Source organism: Paenibacillus chartarius (assembly GCF_042432825.1).
GTDB lineage: Bacteria > Bacillota > Bacilli > Paenibacillales > NBRC-103111 > Gordoniibacillus > Gordoniibacillus chartarius.
This window is the reverse complement of sequence record NZ_JBHLWN010000085.1, coordinates 1-16,507: the sequence shown is the minus strand read 5'-3', so window position 1 is coordinate 16,507 and position 16,507 is coordinate 1. Positions and strand designations below refer to the sequence as shown.

Here is a 16,507-nt window from a genome sequence, read left to right as displayed (position 1 = left end):
AAACCATATCTGCAAAATAAAAAGGCAAAACCCCGCGCTCGGGATTTCACCTTTTTGTGCCGCTATGCTGGTTCCTGTCCGCATTGTGTATCGTATCGGAAGCGAATGTCGCCGCGTTCCGCCATTTCATCGATTCCTTACGGTCGTAGTGTGCGTGAGGCTGCCCCCGGACCGTTCTAGCGCGAAATTTTACGGTATGTATTAATGAAGGCAAGGACGTCCATTTGTCTGCCCGTTTTTTTAGCTATGCGAGCCATCGACAGAAGCGAACGCCAAAATTCGTCCAGCACCTCGGATTCGTAATTTTTCGCCGCCGGCCGCTTGATTTCCGGCTGGGGCGTCTCGTCCGAAATGATACGATTGATTTGCTTGATACGCCATTCGGTACCGTTTACATATTCTACGCCAATCTCCCGCATCTTTTTACGGACGGAAGTTACTGGTCGATTCAGCTCGCTGGCGATCATCGAAGGCGGGCACTCTCTGGCAAGCTCCAGCAGCCTGGATAGCTCCGGCTTGGTCCATGATCTTTTCGACACAAAAACTCAACCCCATTCGTCGTTTAATGTCGTAATATGTTGTAAATTCATTATAACGACGAATTGTTAAGAAAGTTTTAGTAGTTCTAAAGGGCTATTTAGTTTCGCAATCTTTTTTCTCCAGCCGCTCGACTTTATCTTTCAGCAGCGCCAGCTCTTGGGTGAGCTCCCGAACCCGGTTCGAGAATCGGGATAACGATACCGTACACGTAAAAGTAATCAGGTATACCGAAATAATGCCGAACAGGAATAACGTGTTGCTCGGCACCTCAATGCCGACGATGCCGGAAAGCACCTTTAACAAATTCGGAAACAGCGATAAGAAAAACAATACGACGATAATCGCAATCCAAAGCAGCGTGTACTTGAGCTCCAGCTTGTACTTCTTGATCATGTTGAGAATATAAAGAAAACTGATTGCTGTCAGGGCAATCAGAATCATTTGCAATTTTAACGGGACCACCAGTCGTTCACCTGCTTATTAGATAGCTTGCTTGCGCAATGAGTCAATCATAATCGCCGCAGTCACTTTTACCATATAATATACGGATTTCCATAAATTTATGGAAGACGTTCCGTTCCGGCGCTCGTTCATGAGCACTGGAATTTCCTTCACTTTGTAGCTGAAGCGTTTCATTAGGATGAGCGATTCCGGCTCCGGGTAATCTTGCGGATATCGCATGGCGAACAGCTGAATAATTTCTTTGCTGCACGCTCTGAAACCCGACGTAGGATCCGTCACGGTCATCCGTGTCATCAGCCGAATGACAGCGCTAAAATATTTGATGCCGATCCGGCGCAGAAATGTCGACTGAAAGCCTTGTCCTTCCAGAAACCTTGAGCCTATGACCATATCCGCCTGCCCGCTCCGGATCATTTCGACCATGCGAACGATATATTCGGGATTGTGCTGCCCATCCCCGTCGACTTGAATGGCAATATCGTATCCGTTGGCAGCCGCATACTTGTATCCGGTTTGAACGGCTCCCCCAATGCCCAAATTGACAGGCAGATCGATCGTAATCCCCTGAAACCGGCGGCTGACGGCGGAGGTGCCGTCACTCGACTTGTCGTTCACGACTACGATATCGAACTGCAGAAGCTCTTGAATCCGCTGCAGCTTATGGAACAGACCCGGCAAATTTTGTTCCTCGTTGAACGCCGGTATGATGACTAAAATCTTCATTTTCCCCGCCTCTTTGCCTAGTCTGATGGTGTCATTAACCGGCTTTCGCCGTTCTTTAGTTAAAAAAACCTCCGGTTCGTTACCCGTAGGGCAATGTTACCGAAGGAATATCATCGCGTTCATCACACCGAATGCTGCGGCGGCGGCAACGGTCACCAGCCATTTCCATCCTGCCGGACCTTGCAAAGCAATGTTCGCGGACGGCCGATTGATCATAAACCTCCGTGAGCTATAGAAGAGCAGCAAGGCGATCGTGGTGAAGAACAGCACTGCACCGAGTATCGGGTGAAGAACATGCATCGCGAACGGAATGCCGAAATAATGGAGCGCTGTAAGAATGACGACGATCCGCGCCGTGTTCGCAAGTACCGCAAGCACACTTCCAGCCACAACGATAACCGCTTTGCGGGTCAGACTCGATTGGAACACGACCAGCATCACCGGCAGCAATATGATAATCGCCAAAATGCTGTCGGCCCCGCTGCAGGCCGTCGTCATCCGGACAAGCACCCAGCCAGCGCCATGCCGGACACCGATTCCGTTGTCTGCCGTAACCCCGAGCTGCAGCCAGTCGACCGAATGCCGATAAGCCTCCAGCACGCCCATTGTGAACCGTTCAAGAGGAGGACTGACCGTCTCCACGATCTTCAAATAAATCGGCGGGCATACGAGCAGCAAGTAGATCATCGGCATCCGTACCAATGGCACCGCGCTTCTTCCAAACATGGCCAATGCCATGAACGCCGACCATACCGGCCAAAGGAAGAGCGCCAAATCCCGGTTAGAGAAGGTGACTATAATGACACCCGTTGCGGCGAGAAGGGCCAACCCGATCCAGCCGTCTACCGGCTCTCCCCTCTGGACAATCGGAATGCGCAGCATATTCCATCCTGCCCAGAAGAAGGCCATGACGGGAATCCAGGTCAAATAAGCAAGCGGCGTGTCTCCCAGCGTATTCTGCAGCAGCGGCAGCAAGTAAGGAATGAACGGTATCGTGCTGCATAGGATCCACTGCCAAACCCAGCGTGTTGTAGAGGAGCCCGATGCTAAGGACAGCCGCTTCGCCATTCCTTAGGCTTGAGCCTTTCTTCTATACATGAAGTACAGGAGGCCTGCCAATCCTAGAGGCAGAATTGCGGTGTAAGGCACTTCAGGAATGTTGCCCCCGTCTTGATAGCCGCCGGTGTTATTTCCAGCGTTGCCATTGCCGTTGCCATTACCATTACCGTTTCCATTGCTGTTGCCATTACCATTACCGTTTCCGTTGCCCGTCGTTTTGTCGGAACTGTCGCCGGAAGAACCGCCGCAGCTGTTGTTTCCGCCGCCGTTGTTATAGCTGCCGTCATTGTTACAGCCGCCGTTGTTGGTGTTTCCGCCCTGATTGACAGCCCCGCCGCCGTCGTTCTTGCCGCTGCTGTTGCCGTTATGATTCTGGCTGCTGACAGCTGCGCTATCAGCGCTTTGAACGAAGCTGCTGACGGCCTCCGTATCGGCGCTCTGGCTGCTGCTGACAGCTGCAGAATCGGTACTCTCAGCGCTGCTGCTTACGGCCGCAGTGTCTTCGCTCTTGCCGGAATTGTCGTTTGCCGCATATGCGTTCGAAGCCGTAGCTGCGAACAAAGCCGCTACCATGAGTAAGGAAAATAACGAACGTTTCTTTTTCATAATATTCACCCTATGCGATATATTTTTTGAATTATCAAACCGACTGCCAAGCCAACTGCCGCAAAAATGAAAGAAATGATACCAGGAATCAACAAGCTGTCATCAATATGGAATCATGCCAGGCATCACCTACATCAACATCTTCTCTCGACATATGTATAGGACTATTATACCATGACAGGTCGTACTTGGTATCGAAAAATCGCAGAGTTAATAATTATTAATTTATCCTTTATCCAGACCATAAACATCCGATACATATTGCGGCGGCGCCCCATACACCATAAAGTTCCGGCTCTCCGCCGCTTTCCTTACGGTCGTTTCATTGCGCACGGAATCCTCATTGCCATACAGCTCAATCAACAACAGCACTCGAACACCGCTGCCCTCAGCAAACGCAGTAAGCCGTTCTAAGGTGTCCATGCTCCACTCCATACTGTCCGCGGCGACGAAGTTCGGATTTTCCCAGCAGATCCCATCCAGCCAGCGGCAGGTCATTTCGCCCAGCTGATGCAGCCCGTTGTTCTGAATAAGCACCGCTTCCGGGAAGCGCTCCCTCAGCTGACGCACCATATGTGCCGCAGCATGAAGCTGCTCCAGCTGCCGTTCCGCCGGCAGCCGGTGAAGCTCCACATTCCCGATCGTGTCCAGAAAAATGCCTTCGTAGCCCGACTTCACCAGCAGCGACCCGATTCTATGAAACAAAAGGCCTTGCCAGCGCGGAGAAGTTAAATCGAGCATGTACGTTCCGAATTGTTCATTACATACCCGCTGCCCGCCACTGTCGCTTAGAAAGTCTTCGTCATTCAACAAGCGAAACATCGGATCATAGTCCGCTATCTCCATGACGCTTACATATGCCGCCGGCAAGGTGCCGCTTCTCTTGAGCTCCCGAATTTCGTTCTCCGATTGTCCTGCAGGCTCTACGATCGCCAGATCGAACCGGCTTAGCTCTTCAACACGTCCGACGCCGTAATACAGCGCAAAGGTCGAAGCCTCCTTCATCCTCGCTCTGCCGTTCATCCGATTTTCTTCGTCTCTTTTCGAGTCATATACTCCGTCCTTACGAAGCACGTCTCGCATGATTTGCCGTGCTGATTGCACAGATTCGTTTCATGCTCCCAGCACATCTTGTCCTGGCTCTTGCTCCTATACACCGGACAATGTTCGCATATACTTGATGGCGTGCAGCACATATCCCAGCAGCTGCCAAGGGCCCCTTTAGCCACTCGAGGGTCGGACCGCTTCGATTGAAACCACCCGACAAGCGCCGCTACGACGGTCGGATCCAGCTGAGAACCGGCTGCCGACTGCAGCATCTGCAGCGCTTGATCGAACGGCAGCGGATCTCTGCCTCTGCGTCCGTTAATTTTGGCCAGGAACGTTTGCACGACGGCGATGATTTTAGCCCCCATCGGAATATCGTTGCCGCGCAGCCCCGTCGGATAGCCTCCTCCGTCGATACGCTCGTGATGGTGCATAATATAAGAGGCGACCCGCTTATTGCCGGTTGTAACGCTAACGATGGAAGCGCCGACCTCGGAGTGCAGCTTCATCATTTCGTATTCCGATTCGGTATACTTTCCTTCCTTCTGATACAGCTCGCTAGACAAGCCTAGAACGCCGATATTGCTCAAATACGCAGCCAGCGCGATATCGCGGATTTCGTCCTCAGGCAGCTTCAGCTGCTTGGCGATGACGATGCTGTAGCGGCTCATCTGCTCGGAGTAACCGACCGTGTAAGGATTCAGATTGTCCATCATTCGTGCCAGCTGCTTGAGAATATTCACATAAACCTTGGACAAATGCTGCAGCGGCGATTGAGCGGCAATAATTTCGCTTAGCTCCTGCGCAACCCGCGTCAGCTGGTTTAGCCCGATATCCGCCGTCTGGGCGATACGGCTGAACAGGAGAACAAGCGTGCCCGCGCCTCCCACAGACACCGCACATACGGCTGCCGAAGCCTGCGCAGCTACATAAGGGGGGAGCTGATAATAGTCCGCATCGCTTTGCTGAATGAGCTTATATCCATGCTTGCTTCCTTGCTCGCTAAGCTCCTCCATCGTCACCTGATCGTTCTGCAGCTCTTGAACGATAACCGGATCCGCTCCGCTTGCGGCAATGATACGATACTCTGCACGGCCCGGGACCCGCTCGAAGAAAATGCCGCCATCCGCACCTGCGGCACGGGAGCAAGCTCCGATCATCAGCCGCAGCGTCGAGACCGGATCAACGGCGGCGTCGCTAATATTTTGCAGCGCTTTGCCGGATGCCAGCACGACATCGATCTGAGCGCGCATCGTTTCCGCCAGTACAATTTCCGGCACCATCGCCTGCATGGTCTCGCCGATCGATTCCAATGCAGCCGCCGTGCTCTTATCCACTTTGCGGACGGGGCCGATCCGGACGGCCCCACGGCCGCCGAGCGGCAGCGTCAGGAGAGGAACCTCGCCTTCCTTCACAATCTCCAGCTTGCTTGGAATCGACGCAGGCTGCAGGGAAATCGGCGGCATATAATTCTCTTTCTTATATGCGGCTAGTCCGCTATACGACGGTCTGACTTTGCCGAAATCCGTTTCGCTGTGCCTCACCGCTTTAAGCAAATATTGCTTGTCCTTGACTACGTAGAAAGCATACACCGGAGCATCGATCACCGTACCGACCAGTTCAAGCAATGCGTTGAAGTTTTTCTCCACCCCAAGCGAGGGCTGGAATCGCATCAGCAGCTCGCTGGTCAAATGCTCCCTGCGCCGAAGCGCCTTCAACCGTCTTGCCATCAGACCTACAACGGCCAGCATCAGCAGCATGAGCACGGCCAAGCCGAAAGCCGCATACGAATACCACGGCTCCATCCATATCCACACAGCTTGCAAGCTTTGCATCATTTACACCCCCTCCTTATTCCACAGGTTTAACAGGTTTAACTTCCACAAGCTGATTCCGTAAGCTGCCGCCGCTGCCGCAAGCGTTGCTGCGACAAGCATCAATCGGCCGCTCATAGCTTCCAGCCCTATTCCTGTAAGCCAATACCGGTAACCGATAACCCCGATCAGAAGCACCGGAACGTTGGCCAGCACGATGCGCAGCACCGGCTGCATGAAGAGCTTGACCGCAAGCCGCAAATCTTTGAATAACAGCCAGGTGAGCGCGATGCCGCTCGCCACAGCTCCGGCAGCCGCCCCGTATGCAATCCCGACGGGTCCAACCCTCGCCGTAAGATAAACATCGGCGCCAATCTGCAGCACAGCGGCGAGCAGCGAAACGATGAGCGGAATGAACACCTTGTGTGAGGCAAGAAAATATCGGACAGCGATCGCAGCTACCGCGAGTCCGGTTATCGTCAGCGAATACCCGCCCAGCATTTCGGCAGTAATCAGAACGGAATCACGGCCAAACGCCCCTCGTTCAAACAGCAGGGCAACGATCGGCTGACGAAGCATAAACAGCAAAATGGTCGTTGGAAAGGCGATGACCAGCATCATCGTTAGGGCCCGTCCCACCGACTGCTGCAAAGCCGCCATCCTGCCCAGCGCCATATCCTGCGACATACCCGGGAGCATGACGCTGGAAAGGGCCAGAACGAACACCGAGATCGGCAGCTGAGACAAGCGGAAGGCGTAATTAAGCCCGGTTACCGTGCCTGTATCGCCTTGTAATGCCAGCATTCTCTCTACAACGTAAACACCGTGCGTTCCGAGCGATATGAGCAAATACGTCACAAAGGCCGCTCCGATTTCCTTCCTGTCGCTGCGCTCCGGCCGGCTCGGGCGAGCTTCGTGCGGATATTGGCTCATCAAGCTCTTGACGCGCACCCAGGTCCAAATCGTCATCGTTACGACACCGGCGGAAGCCGCAGCAGCCATAGCAACCGCCGTCATATCCGTCGGCAAGCTCCATGTCAAGCCGGCGGCCGCCGCCAGCGTCACCCCTGCATGCAGAACGATCCAGGACCCGGCCGGCCAGCGAAACTGCTGCGCAGCCTGGAGCAACGCAAACCCGATATACATAAGTGGAGCCGCAGGAATGATCGGCAGCATGACTCGCAGCATCCGGACACCGTCCGTCGTACCGCTGCCGGTCCAGCCCTGCATAGCTGCAGGCGCTGCGGCAAAGAGCAAGACGGCTATGAGCGCCGCACTCCCCCCGGCGGCAATAACCGCCCACCTTACTGCTTGCCGCAGCCGTCCATATTCGCCCTGAGCCAATAGTCGGGAAAATACGGGCACACAGGCGATTCCGATCGAAGCCGCAATAAGATTGCAGCCGACCGTATCCGGAATAAAATACGCCATGGAGAACGCATCCGCCAGCTGCGACGTGCCGAGCTTCATGGCCGTCAACAGATCTTTAACGAAGGCGAGAACGGCAACAACGGCGTTGAGCATGGCGACAGTACCGGCGAAGCCGAGTAACGTTTTCCACGGGCGGTACGGTACGGTCTCTTCTCTAACGCGCATCGCTTCTTCCTCCGTTCTCTTTAGCTCCAAATTTTTCGCACTTCCCGTTCGCGGTCGAGCTTGTTCTCCGGGCGATACAAGTGGTAAATGATCAGGTTGTCATCTTCATAGAATGTGGTTATATTCTCCGGCGGCAAGGACGCTTTTGCGGTTTCGATCCAGGCGTCCAAATTTTTGTACTCGCCGACATAGCGCTTATACTTCGGCGCTTCAAGCCGATATATTTCTTCGTCCTGTGATACTTGGAAGATCTGTTTTTCTTTGAAAATAAAAATATCGGCCGCTACATCCGCATGCTCCTCCTGACCGTATCGGGTGAGCGGCGGCTTCGTCGGATCGAAATCGTTGAGCAAGCTCGGCGATCCTGTTTCCAGATACATATGGCTTCCTTTGCCGAGTGTGCCGAATGTGAGAGGAAACATTTGAATCCTCGGCGACACAATCAAATACGATTTGGTGGCATAGAGGCGAGTAATCCGCAAATACTGTTCGACCGTCGTTTTGGATTCCAGCTTGTACGGGATAATCGGCTTCGGCGGCGCGATGAACACCGAACCTGCCAGTACGGCCGTCGCGGCTCCCGCTTCAATTGCCTGCCTGATCCGAATGCGCCCGAGTAGCCGGAACAGCACGTAAGCCCCCATTCCAATGATCAAAGGGATTGACGTATACCATAAATCGCGGGAACGGACGATCAGCACCTCACGCTCCGTATACACGCCAAAATAGAACAACATGAACGTCGACAATACGAACAGCGCAATAAACAATTCGGGTAACCGGTCCAGCTTTCCTGCCGTTTTCTTTACACAAGCATAGAGGAAAAGTAAGACAATCGAGGCAAGGGCGGCATAATCCATCGGAACAAGCTCCGGCAGCTGATACGTGTTTTTCTCGGAGCTGACGAATTCGGTTACCCCTTCATACACCGTCACCCGGAATGCATAAGCTAGCGCGATCGGCGTGATCGCGATGACGACGCAGATGACCCCGGCCAGAGCCAGGTGCACATCCCGTCTCCATTCCTTGCCCCGGGTTAACAGGAAATGCAGCGCCAGCAGCCACCCCATTCCCATGCCGATCCACACGAACGGGATCGAATGCGCGAGTCCGACTGCCGCTGTGCCGGCCATTCCGGCCCACAGGGTTACCCGGCTGCCGGTTCGCATGTACTGAACATAGAAATACAACGTAAAGAAAACGAACGCCATCCCGAATTCCTGAGACATGGATGAAGCTTGCCGGGCATAATTCACATGAAAGAACAGCTCGCTTAATACGCCGTACACCGTCATCGCTATTAACGCCGCTGCCTTGGAGCTCGTCCATCTCGTAATTGTGAAATAATACCCGAGCATAATCAACATCGAATTCAGCGGCCCGATATATTTCAGCACATACAGAGCGTCCACATCGGCGAATTTGCGAATCGTCGCCAGAAATACTTGATAACCCGCCGGGTAAATGCCGTCCGGATACAGCGTTTGCCGTTCCGCATACTTGATCCATTTCAATGCGACCCACCCGTCCGACATGGTCGGAACTGGAGAGTGGACGGCATCATAGAACCGGATATACGCGGCGATACCGAAGATGACCGCCATCAGCAGAAAGGAGTAAAACGTCAGTCCGGAAGCTGCGAACGATTTCGCAGCGGAACCTAGCTGCCGTGTTTTCCTGATGAGAAAGGGTACGATGCTGCTCTTGAGATGAATAAGTCCTTCCGCATAATCGAACAGCCACTGAACAAGCCGATTGTCCTCTTCCCCTGCGGACAGCCGCTGCGCTCTTCGTCTTCTCACATAGACGTGATAAGCAATCAAAGCCAATACGCCGGCGACGGACATGAACTCATAAAGCCGAACGGAAATCAGGAAGAAGCTGACTGCCAGCATCAGGAAAGCCATCAGCAAATAGTTCGCAATCGTTTGCTCCAGACGGTCCTTCGTATATTGCGGAAAAATCAGCTTCGGCCACAAATAAAGCAGCAGGAACATAGCCAGGAAAAAATGAAACAAGTGATAGCTTTGGTTCCAGAATGAATCGTACATAAGCTTTAGCTCCCTTTGAAGGCGTTACGAGGCCGCATACAAGTAGTAATCCAGCTTGCGGAGCACCTGCAGTACGTTCCTTGCCGAAATAATCATGAAAGCAAGGGAGCCGGCTAACAATCCGATGACGGCATACTCGTATCCCCACCAGCGGCTGCAAACGAAGCCTACAACCAAATTCAGCGCCATGGCCGGAAATACGCATTGGATCGCTCTCATGGGCTGGGACAGTGCGAATAGGACGACCGTGTTCATCAAGGCAATAGCAACGAAGACGTAGGCGATAAGCGCCCAGAAAAATACCGACTGTGTAATCGGATCCGTGATCAGAATCCTGCCGGCGTTAGAGGGCAGCTCCGTTGTAATATAGCGGGTAATAAAATAAATAAGGATGGCGCTCAATCCGGAAATGCCGGCTACGGCGCCGATTCTCTTCCAATACTGCAACACGAAGAATTGATTCATTTTATCCGCTTCGTGGCCCCAATAAGCTTTTTGGCTCGTTTGAATGTCCTGCATCAGCTTGCTTAAGACGACTTCGCTGACCCCCATCGGAATAATCAGCACGAGAAGCGCGAAATCGAGCCCAAGCTCGTAATACCCGCGGAACAAAATGTAAAACGGCATGTACCCCGGATTGTACGTCGTCCATGCCATAATTCTATCGACATACAGAAAGGCGAAATACAGAAATCCGTACACGAAATAGGGCATTGTCGAGTACAGCAGGACCGACATCTTGGGCAGCTTGGGAGCGATCCCCCTCTCCCCTTTCTGCTCCGCCTTCTTGAAAAAATACACGACCAGCGCCATGCTGATGACCGAGACGACCAACAAAGCAATGAGCTGGGCAACAATAATATTTTTCTCGCCGATGATCTGAATGATCAGGTAGACGATGCCGATACCCGCCAAAATAAGCCCTGTGAACACGAGCTCTTTCTTCAGAATGTACATCACCGTCACCGACAGCCAGATCGCATTCAGAAAGAAAAAGTACAGAATCGCCACCGTGAGCAAATCGTAGGGCAGCACTTGAATGAACGAATTGATTACATACAGCAGCCCGCAAACGATCAGGCAGACGACAAAGCCAAGCGTAATGAGATAGAACGTGACCCGTCTGGCCATTTGATAATATCCTTGAATCACATAAAAAAAACCTCTCCGCGCAATGGCTTGCGTAAATCCGCCGACGGTAATGAAGCTAAGAATCGTACCTACGCCGATGCTTGTCGCCAGCTCGACGGATAAATTTTCATAGGACCAGAGGGAGAACCGCAGCGTCAGCATCGACAAGATGGAAAGCGCCATCGGCAGTGCGAAAATAACGCCGCGCAGGAAGTTCCGCATCAGCTCCTTGACCATCTCAAAAAATGTATAGCTCCTTACTTTGGAGAACGGGGTAAAGGAAATGCGCTGCTGCATACGCTGCCAGAGGATCGCCGCCAATTCGAATACGTCTTCGACGCCGAACGCTTCCGCTGCGCGCTGATCGTTCCAGCCCATCGACTCGAGCAGGGCCGCCACCTCGAATTGATCCTCAGGCTGCAGATGCCTTTCCAGCACCGCGTCGAGCAGCCCGGCTAACGCCTGCTCCTTGGCATCGACGCCCCCGGCTACTACGGATTGGATGACAGCCATCGGCTTAATCCTCCAATCCCTGAATAATCATGTTGACGATAAGTTCGGCCAGCTTCCCTTCTTGTTCAGCCAGCCTCACGGTTTCTTCGGTAATCTCCGCATGCCTTGCAATAATAAGCTGGCCGCGTCTCCCCAGCAAATCGTCTCCCGCCAGCTTGCCGACAATATAATTGCGCTTCAGCGCATCCAGCTCCGGCGACGAAGAACGGGGCGGTGCTGCGGCAGGTCCACCGGCAGGATCTACAGGCTTGGCAGGTGCGACTCCTGGTTCGGATGCCGCCAAGGATGGCTGCGTAACGGCTTGTAGCTCCGCCGATGCCTGTTTCCGATTCGACTCCGGGTCCGGATAAGCGATGTCCGGGTTCATCATCGTACGGTTTGCTGCTGCAGGAGCGTTCCGCTCTACGGATTCGCCCTGTACGAAATAACTGTCCGGCGGAGCTTCCGTGGCAGCGGCCAGCTGCTCGTAAGCAGGCAGCAGCAGCTCGCCCCCGATCGGATCAAGGAACTCGTCCGCGTCGTCCCAGAAACTGTTTCCCACCGCCGCATGTTTCGGCCGTGCATTAGGCACCCAGCGATATTGTTCGATAACCGGCCGGGAAGCAGCGTTCGCAGCCACGGCGTTTGTCTTTGCTACGGCTTCCGCAAGCTCCAGGTTCGCTTGTTGTTCACCGGCAGCCGCTGCATGTTGACCCGCTTCTCCCGGCAAGCCCGCTTGCTGAGGCGGCTGCTCTTTCCCGGCGGCCAGCTTCCGCGCCCGTTTGGCCGCGGCGTCATAGAAATCAATCGCCTTGGACAAGCTCTTGGCTTCAGGCAGCGTGCTTTCTATATCTGAACTTCCTTGTCCCGTTTCCAGCCACCGCTTTGTCTCCTGCACACGCTGCCGGACAAGTGCCATCTGTTCATGCGTGAGCACGGCACTCTGCTTCTTTTCCAATCTGGCCAGCTCCGCCAGCAGCCGCTCGCGTTCCACAGCCGCCTTCTGTAATCGGGCCGAGAGCTCCTCGATCTGTTCCTCCTGCATCCGGTGCAGCTTGTTTAGAAAAATATCGACGGTTTTACGGTTGTAGCCAAATAAAACCACCTTCATATTTTCCTTCGTCATGTCTGCACCTCCCCTCTGTCTTCCTTCATGCTGATAATTATCGAGTCCCTTTCATTTGTCCTTGCGACAAACCTAGGGTATCAGACACGGGCTCCAGCTCCGCATCTGCTATTGGCTCCGAAGCACTGCGTTTGCGGGCGTCTTCCACAAACATGCCGAACAGTCTCTCCGATATCTCTCTTTCAAAGCTGACTTGATCCGACATAAGCACAGTCAACGACCGTAGACGCTCCGTCAACTCCTTGTTCTGTTCCAGCAGCGTAAGAAGCTCCTGCTCAAGCTCGTGCTTCTTCGTTTCAAATTCGGATGTGACCGAAGCGATGTGCTGCTCTACGAGCTCCGGTTTATAACCGATCAAAGAGCGATTTCGATTCATTCTCATTATCAGAGACCTCCTTAAGCAGTTCGACTCGGTTGCACGGTTCCTAGAAGCAGCTCATATTTCATCATTTCATGTGCCGCCAGCTCATCTTCTCCTATGCTCTTGTATGTATGAGCGATTTCCAGAACCCATACCGGTACCGAAGGAGATGCGGGAGCCTCCTTGATCGCAAGCCTGAATTGCCGAATGGCCTCTCTGTAATAACCTAAGAGCAGTAACGCGTAGCCTTTCTCCGCATACAGCTGCTGCCTCTGCTTGGAGCTTGCCGCTGCCGGCCTGGGCACGGGCCATGTTTCACCGGCCGGCGCCACTGTCGCGGGTACGGCTGGAATGAAGTCCTCAGCGCCTACCGCCAATTTAATGTAGCTCTTTAAATGCTGCTCCAGAACCCGATCCAAGGTGAAGAAGTTCATAGCCCTCTCCATTCCGTCTCGAGCCATCGATTCCCGCAAATCCGGATTCCGCAGCAGCTTGATCGTCCCCTGCGCGAGCGCTTCCGTGTCAAACGGCTTCACCAATATTCCGGTGTCGCCAAGCGCTTCCTTAATCCCCCCGACATCAGTAGCGATGCATGCCTTGCCCGACATCATCGCTTCGACGATGGAATACGGAAACGCCTCCGATATACTGGACAGTGCAATGACGTCTCCGCTCTGGTATGCCGCTGCCATCGAGGTCGTATGTCCTGCGAAGATGAACGTTTCCTGAAGTCCGAGACGTTCCCTTAGCTGCAAGCATTCCTCGTAGTATTCGGGAACCGAGACGGAGCCGTATACGATGTACTTCACATCGGGGATCGATTCTTTAACAATGGCCGCCGAGCGTATCAGCGTCAAAATATCTTTTATCGGATCGATTCGTGCCACGGCGACGACCGTCGGCGGTCCGCTGCGGATCGTCGATTCCTCTTTAAATATTTGCTGATCCACACCATTATAGATGACGCGAATTTTGCCCGGATCGACGTCGAACCGTTTCTCCCAACGGGTGTTGTACTCGCAAACGGGAGATACCTGATCGGCAAATGCGTAATTCAGGCTTGTAACGGATTGGATCATGCGAATCAGAAACGTATTCAGAAACGATGAATATTCCCGTTTTGCAAGCGATAAGTACTGCTCTCGCAAATACACGCCATGCTCGGTCAGCATGAACGGGGTCTTATTTTGCAGCTTGCCGAGAACGCACGGAATACCGCAGAAGGCTGCCGCCGAAGCATGTGACACATGAGCCTTAGGAATCGGCGTATTGAGAATATTAAAAAATCGGTATACCCATCCTAAGCTTTGAATGAGCGAGTAAATGTCCGGCTGAGCAAGCCGATATTTCGGGTCCTGAGCAATCGAAAGAACGATCGTTTTGTACATATCCCAAGCCAGCTCCGACTTAAAGCTGAGCTTGAATTCATATTCCTGAAAGTATTCATAAAGCGCATTTAACGTATTTGCCAAACGAATGGGATCCTTCTCCAAGCTAAGCAGCTCTTGCACCAAATCCGTGAATAACGGAAGAAACAGGTGCCGAATCGACTGCTCCGTCGTTCTGCGCTTGGAGAAGAACGTTTGGGAAAACGGCGTGTGAAGATGCTCGCTCGGCTCTTCCGTGCCCCACAGCGGCATCTTGATCAGCCTCGTACTGTCCGGCAGCTGAAATTTCTGCGTAACGAACGGATCCATCAATACGCTGTAGATCACGTAGTCAACAGATTTCAGCCTTTTTATGAGAATATCGCACCAGGTGCTGACGCCGCCCTGATGGAAAGGATAAGTACCTTCAGTCGACATCATGACGACAAGTTTTTCACTCAAGAACATCACCTTGTCTTATTATAGTGGATTCATAGCAGCGAAAGCACTTGTATCATTATGGAAGAGAAATACGGGATATCCCCATTGTATTTAATAGAAATAAGAGAAAAATAAAGGACTCATTAAGAAAAATAAAGACGATCAATGATGTAGCGTTATCCGGTAGATGTCGTCATTTTTCGATCAATTTCGACTTTGAGACCAGCATACAATGAAATAACCCTGTTGTCTATGCGTTCGAGCATGACACAGGGCCGCTAAACGAAGCCTTCATTTATGTAATTAATTCATGCCTTCGCCTGTAAATTTATAACCGGCGCCCCACACGGTCTTGATAAGTTTGTTGTTCGGATCAAGCTTATCCCGCAAGTTCTTGATATGCACCGTTACCGTGTTGATGTCGCCAAACTCCCCGTTCCCCCAAATCGCATCATAAATTTGCTCTCGGGATAATACGCGGCCGCGGTTCTCCGCCAAATATACCAGGATCTGAAACTCCTTCGTCGACAACATTACGCGCTCTTCGTATTTATATACCTCGAACGTTTCTTTATTAATCATTAAATTTTCAAATGACAGCACGCTATCCTGCTTTCCTTGGCGCTGCACATTCCGCTGCTCTCTCCGAATATGAGCCTTCACTCTCGATACCAATTCACCGATAAGAAAAGGCTTCGTTACGTAATCGTCCGCACCGATCTCCAAACCGATAACTCGATCCAACTCGCGGTCTTTGCCGCTAAGGAGAACAATCGGAGCCGTAAAGCGGCTTCGAATTTGCCTGCAAACTTCCAGCCCATCCATACCCGGCATCATAATATCAAGAATCAACAAGGAAAAACCGTTTCGATTGTTCTCCAGTATATGCAGCGCGTCTTGGCCGTTATGTGCCGTTGTCACTTTATAGCCTTCAACTTTCAGACTTTCCGCAATGAGATGAACGATCGCTCTGTCATCATCGACTATCAGAACATGAGGTACATTCGTCATAACGTCATTCCTATAATCAAAGTTAGGCTTAGCTTAATAATCATATCATAATTAATCTTTATCTGAAATGATACCCACCGTTATTCCTTATTTCTATACGGGGCTCTTCATATAGAAAAAGGGTCTCAGCTCAAAGCTGAAACCCTGTCTTCTCTCATGAATGCGGACGAGAGGACTCGAACCTCCACGGCTGTTACACCACTAGAACCTGAATCTAGCGCGTCTGCCAATTCCGCCACGACCGCATAACACATGAGCCATGTAGGACTCGAACCTACGACACCCTGATTAAAAGTCAGGTGCTCTACCGACTGAGCTAATGGCTCTTATAGGCTGTTCCTGGTGCCGTTGAAGGGACTCGAACCCCCAACCTGCTGATTACGATTCAGCTGCTCTACCAATTGAGCTACAACGGCATAAAATGGCGGAGCTGACGGGATTCGAACCCGCGGTCTCCTGCGTGACAGGCAGGCATGTTAGGCCTCTACACCACAGCTCCACAACAAACTTCAATAGCGGCGGAGGGACTCGAACCCACGACCTCACGGGTATGAACCGTACGCTCTAGCCAGCTGAGCTACGCCGCCGCGGCGTTGGCTTGTTCAACGAGAAAGATTAACTCCTTCAAAACTGAATACGAGTGAGAGGTGATTATGCCTTGCGGCAGATTTGATCCGGTC

14 protein-coding genes and 5 tRNA genes are annotated in these 16,507 nt (G+C 52.5%); all 19 read right to left on the bottom strand.

Features of this window, described 5'->3' with window-relative positions:
• Positions 1-176 precede the first annotated feature (176 nt).
• Complete coding sequence (locus tag ACFFK0_RS22650) at positions 177-539, bottom strand: hypothetical protein (protein ID WP_377472640.1); 363 nt, start codon at positions 537-539, stop codon at positions 177-179.
• Positions 540-633: 94 nt separating this feature from the next.
• A complete protein-coding gene (locus tag ACFFK0_RS22645) occupies positions 634-1,002 on the bottom strand; it encodes a DUF2304 domain-containing protein (protein WP_377472639.1) in 369 nt (122 codons plus the stop codon).
• An 18-nt stretch (positions 1,003-1,020) separates the two neighbouring features.
• Entirely contained in the window at positions 1,021-1,725 is a 705-nt protein-coding gene (locus tag ACFFK0_RS22640; protein ID WP_377472638.1) for a glycosyltransferase family 2 protein, read from the bottom strand.
• A 96-nt stretch (positions 1,726-1,821) separates the two neighbouring features.
• Entirely contained in the window at positions 1,822-2,793 is a 972-nt protein-coding gene (locus tag ACFFK0_RS22635; RefSeq protein ID WP_377472637.1) for an archaeosortase/exosortase family protein, read from the bottom strand.
• Between the two features lie 3 nt (positions 2,794-2,796).
• Positions 2,797-3,390 (bottom strand): hypothetical protein, encoded by a 594-nt coding sequence (locus ACFFK0_RS22630; RefSeq protein ID WP_377472636.1) that lies wholly within the window; start codon positions 3,388-3,390, stop codon positions 2,797-2,799.
• A gap of 225 nt (positions 3,391-3,615) precedes the next feature.
• Entirely contained in the window at positions 3,616-4,413 is a 798-nt protein-coding gene (locus tag ACFFK0_RS22625; RefSeq protein WP_377472635.1) for an endo alpha-1,4 polygalactosaminidase, read from the bottom strand.
• Complete coding sequence (locus tag ACFFK0_RS22620; protein WP_377472634.1) at positions 4,410-6,275, bottom strand: HD-GYP domain-containing protein; 1,866 nt, start codon at positions 6,273-6,275, stop codon at positions 4,410-4,412. Before ACFFK0_RS22620 ends, ACFFK0_RS22625 begins: the two co-directional genes overlap by 4 nt.
• Entirely contained in the window at positions 6,276-7,847 is a 1,572-nt protein-coding gene (gene murJ, locus ACFFK0_RS22615) for a murein biosynthesis integral membrane protein MurJ (protein WP_377472633.1), read from the bottom strand.
• A gap of 20 nt (positions 7,848-7,867) precedes the next feature.
• Positions 7,868-9,898, bottom strand: a complete 2,031-nt coding sequence (locus ACFFK0_RS22610) for a hypothetical protein (protein ID WP_377472632.1) — start codon at positions 9,896-9,898, stop codon at positions 7,868-7,870.
• Between the two features lie 24 nt (positions 9,899-9,922).
• On the bottom strand, positions 9,923-11,542 hold the full coding sequence (gene pelG / locus ACFFK0_RS22605; protein ID WP_377472631.1) for an exopolysaccharide Pel transporter PelG: 1,620 nt from the start codon (positions 11,540-11,542) through the stop codon (positions 9,923-9,925).
• A 4-nt stretch (positions 11,543-11,546) separates the two neighbouring features.
• Entirely contained in the window at positions 11,547-12,647 is a 1,101-nt protein-coding gene (locus tag ACFFK0_RS22600; RefSeq protein ID WP_377472630.1) for a hypothetical protein, read from the bottom strand.
• 37 nt (positions 12,648-12,684) lie between these two features.
• Positions 12,685-13,029, bottom strand: coding sequence for a hypothetical protein (locus ACFFK0_RS22595; protein WP_377472629.1), 345 nt, complete (start codon positions 13,027-13,029; stop codon positions 12,685-12,687).
• A 14-nt stretch (positions 13,030-13,043) separates the two neighbouring features.
• Entirely contained in the window at positions 13,044-14,837 is a 1,794-nt protein-coding gene (pelF, locus tag ACFFK0_RS22590) for a GT4 family glycosyltransferase PelF (protein WP_377472628.1), read from the bottom strand.
• Between the two features lie 282 nt (positions 14,838-15,119).
• Positions 15,120-15,827, bottom strand: a complete 708-nt coding sequence (locus ACFFK0_RS22585; protein WP_377472627.1) for a response regulator transcription factor — start codon at positions 15,825-15,827, stop codon at positions 15,120-15,122.
• Between the two features lie 161 nt (positions 15,828-15,988).
• Positions 15,989-16,072: transfer RNA gene (locus tag ACFFK0_RS22580), tRNA-Leu, on the bottom strand.
• 8 nt (positions 16,073-16,080) lie between these two features.
• Positions 16,081-16,153: transfer RNA gene (locus tag ACFFK0_RS22575), tRNA-Lys, on the bottom strand.
• Positions 16,154-16,167: 14 nt separating this feature from the next.
• A tRNA-Thr gene (locus ACFFK0_RS22570) sits at positions 16,168-16,243 on the bottom strand.
• Positions 16,244-16,249: 6 nt separating this feature from the next.
• Positions 16,250-16,326 (bottom strand) — tRNA-Asp (locus ACFFK0_RS22565).
• 14 nt (positions 16,327-16,340) lie between these two features.
• Positions 16,341-16,414 (bottom strand) — tRNA-Met (locus ACFFK0_RS22560).
• Between the last annotated feature and the right edge of the window lie 93 nt (positions 16,415-16,507).

Coding starts and splice junctions, on each gene's coding strand:
- ACFFK0_RS22640 (WP_377472638.1), bottom strand. CDS start 1,725: ATGAAGATTTTAGTCATCATACCGGCGTTCAACGAGGAACAAAATTTG.
- ACFFK0_RS22635 (WP_377472637.1), bottom strand. CDS start 2,793: ATGGCGAAGCGGCTGTCCTTAGCATCGGGCTCCTCTACAACACGCTGG.
- ACFFK0_RS22630 (WP_377472636.1), bottom strand. CDS start 3,390: ATGAAAAAGAAACGTTCGTTATTTTCCTTACTCATGGTAGCGGCTTTG.
- ACFFK0_RS22625 (WP_377472635.1), bottom strand. CDS start 4,413: ATGAACGGCAGAGCGAGGATGAAGGAGGCTTCGACCTTTGCGCTGTAT.
- ACFFK0_RS22620 (WP_377472634.1), bottom strand. CDS start 6,275: ATGATGCAAAGCTTGCAAGCTGTGTGGATATGGATGGAGCCGTGGTAT.
- murJ (WP_377472633.1), bottom strand. CDS start 7,847: ATGCGCGTTAGAGAAGAGACCGTACCGTACCGCCCGTGGAAAACGTTA.
- ACFFK0_RS22610 (WP_377472632.1), bottom strand. CDS start 9,898: ATGTACGATTCATTCTGGAACCAAAGCTATCACTTGTTTCATTTTTTC.
- pelG (WP_377472631.1), bottom strand. CDS start 11,542: ATGGCTGTCATCCAATCCGTAGTAGCCGGGGGCGTCGATGCCAAGGAG.
- ACFFK0_RS22600 (WP_377472630.1), bottom strand. CDS start 12,647: ATGACGAAGGAAAATATGAAGGTGGTTTTATTTGGCTACAACCGTAAA.
- ACFFK0_RS22595 (WP_377472629.1), bottom strand. CDS start 13,029: ATGAGAATGAATCGAAATCGCTCTTTGATCGGTTATAAACCGGAGCTC.
- ACFFK0_RS22585 (WP_377472627.1), bottom strand. CDS start 15,827: ATGACGAATGTACCTCATGTTCTGATAGTCGATGATGACAGAGCGATC.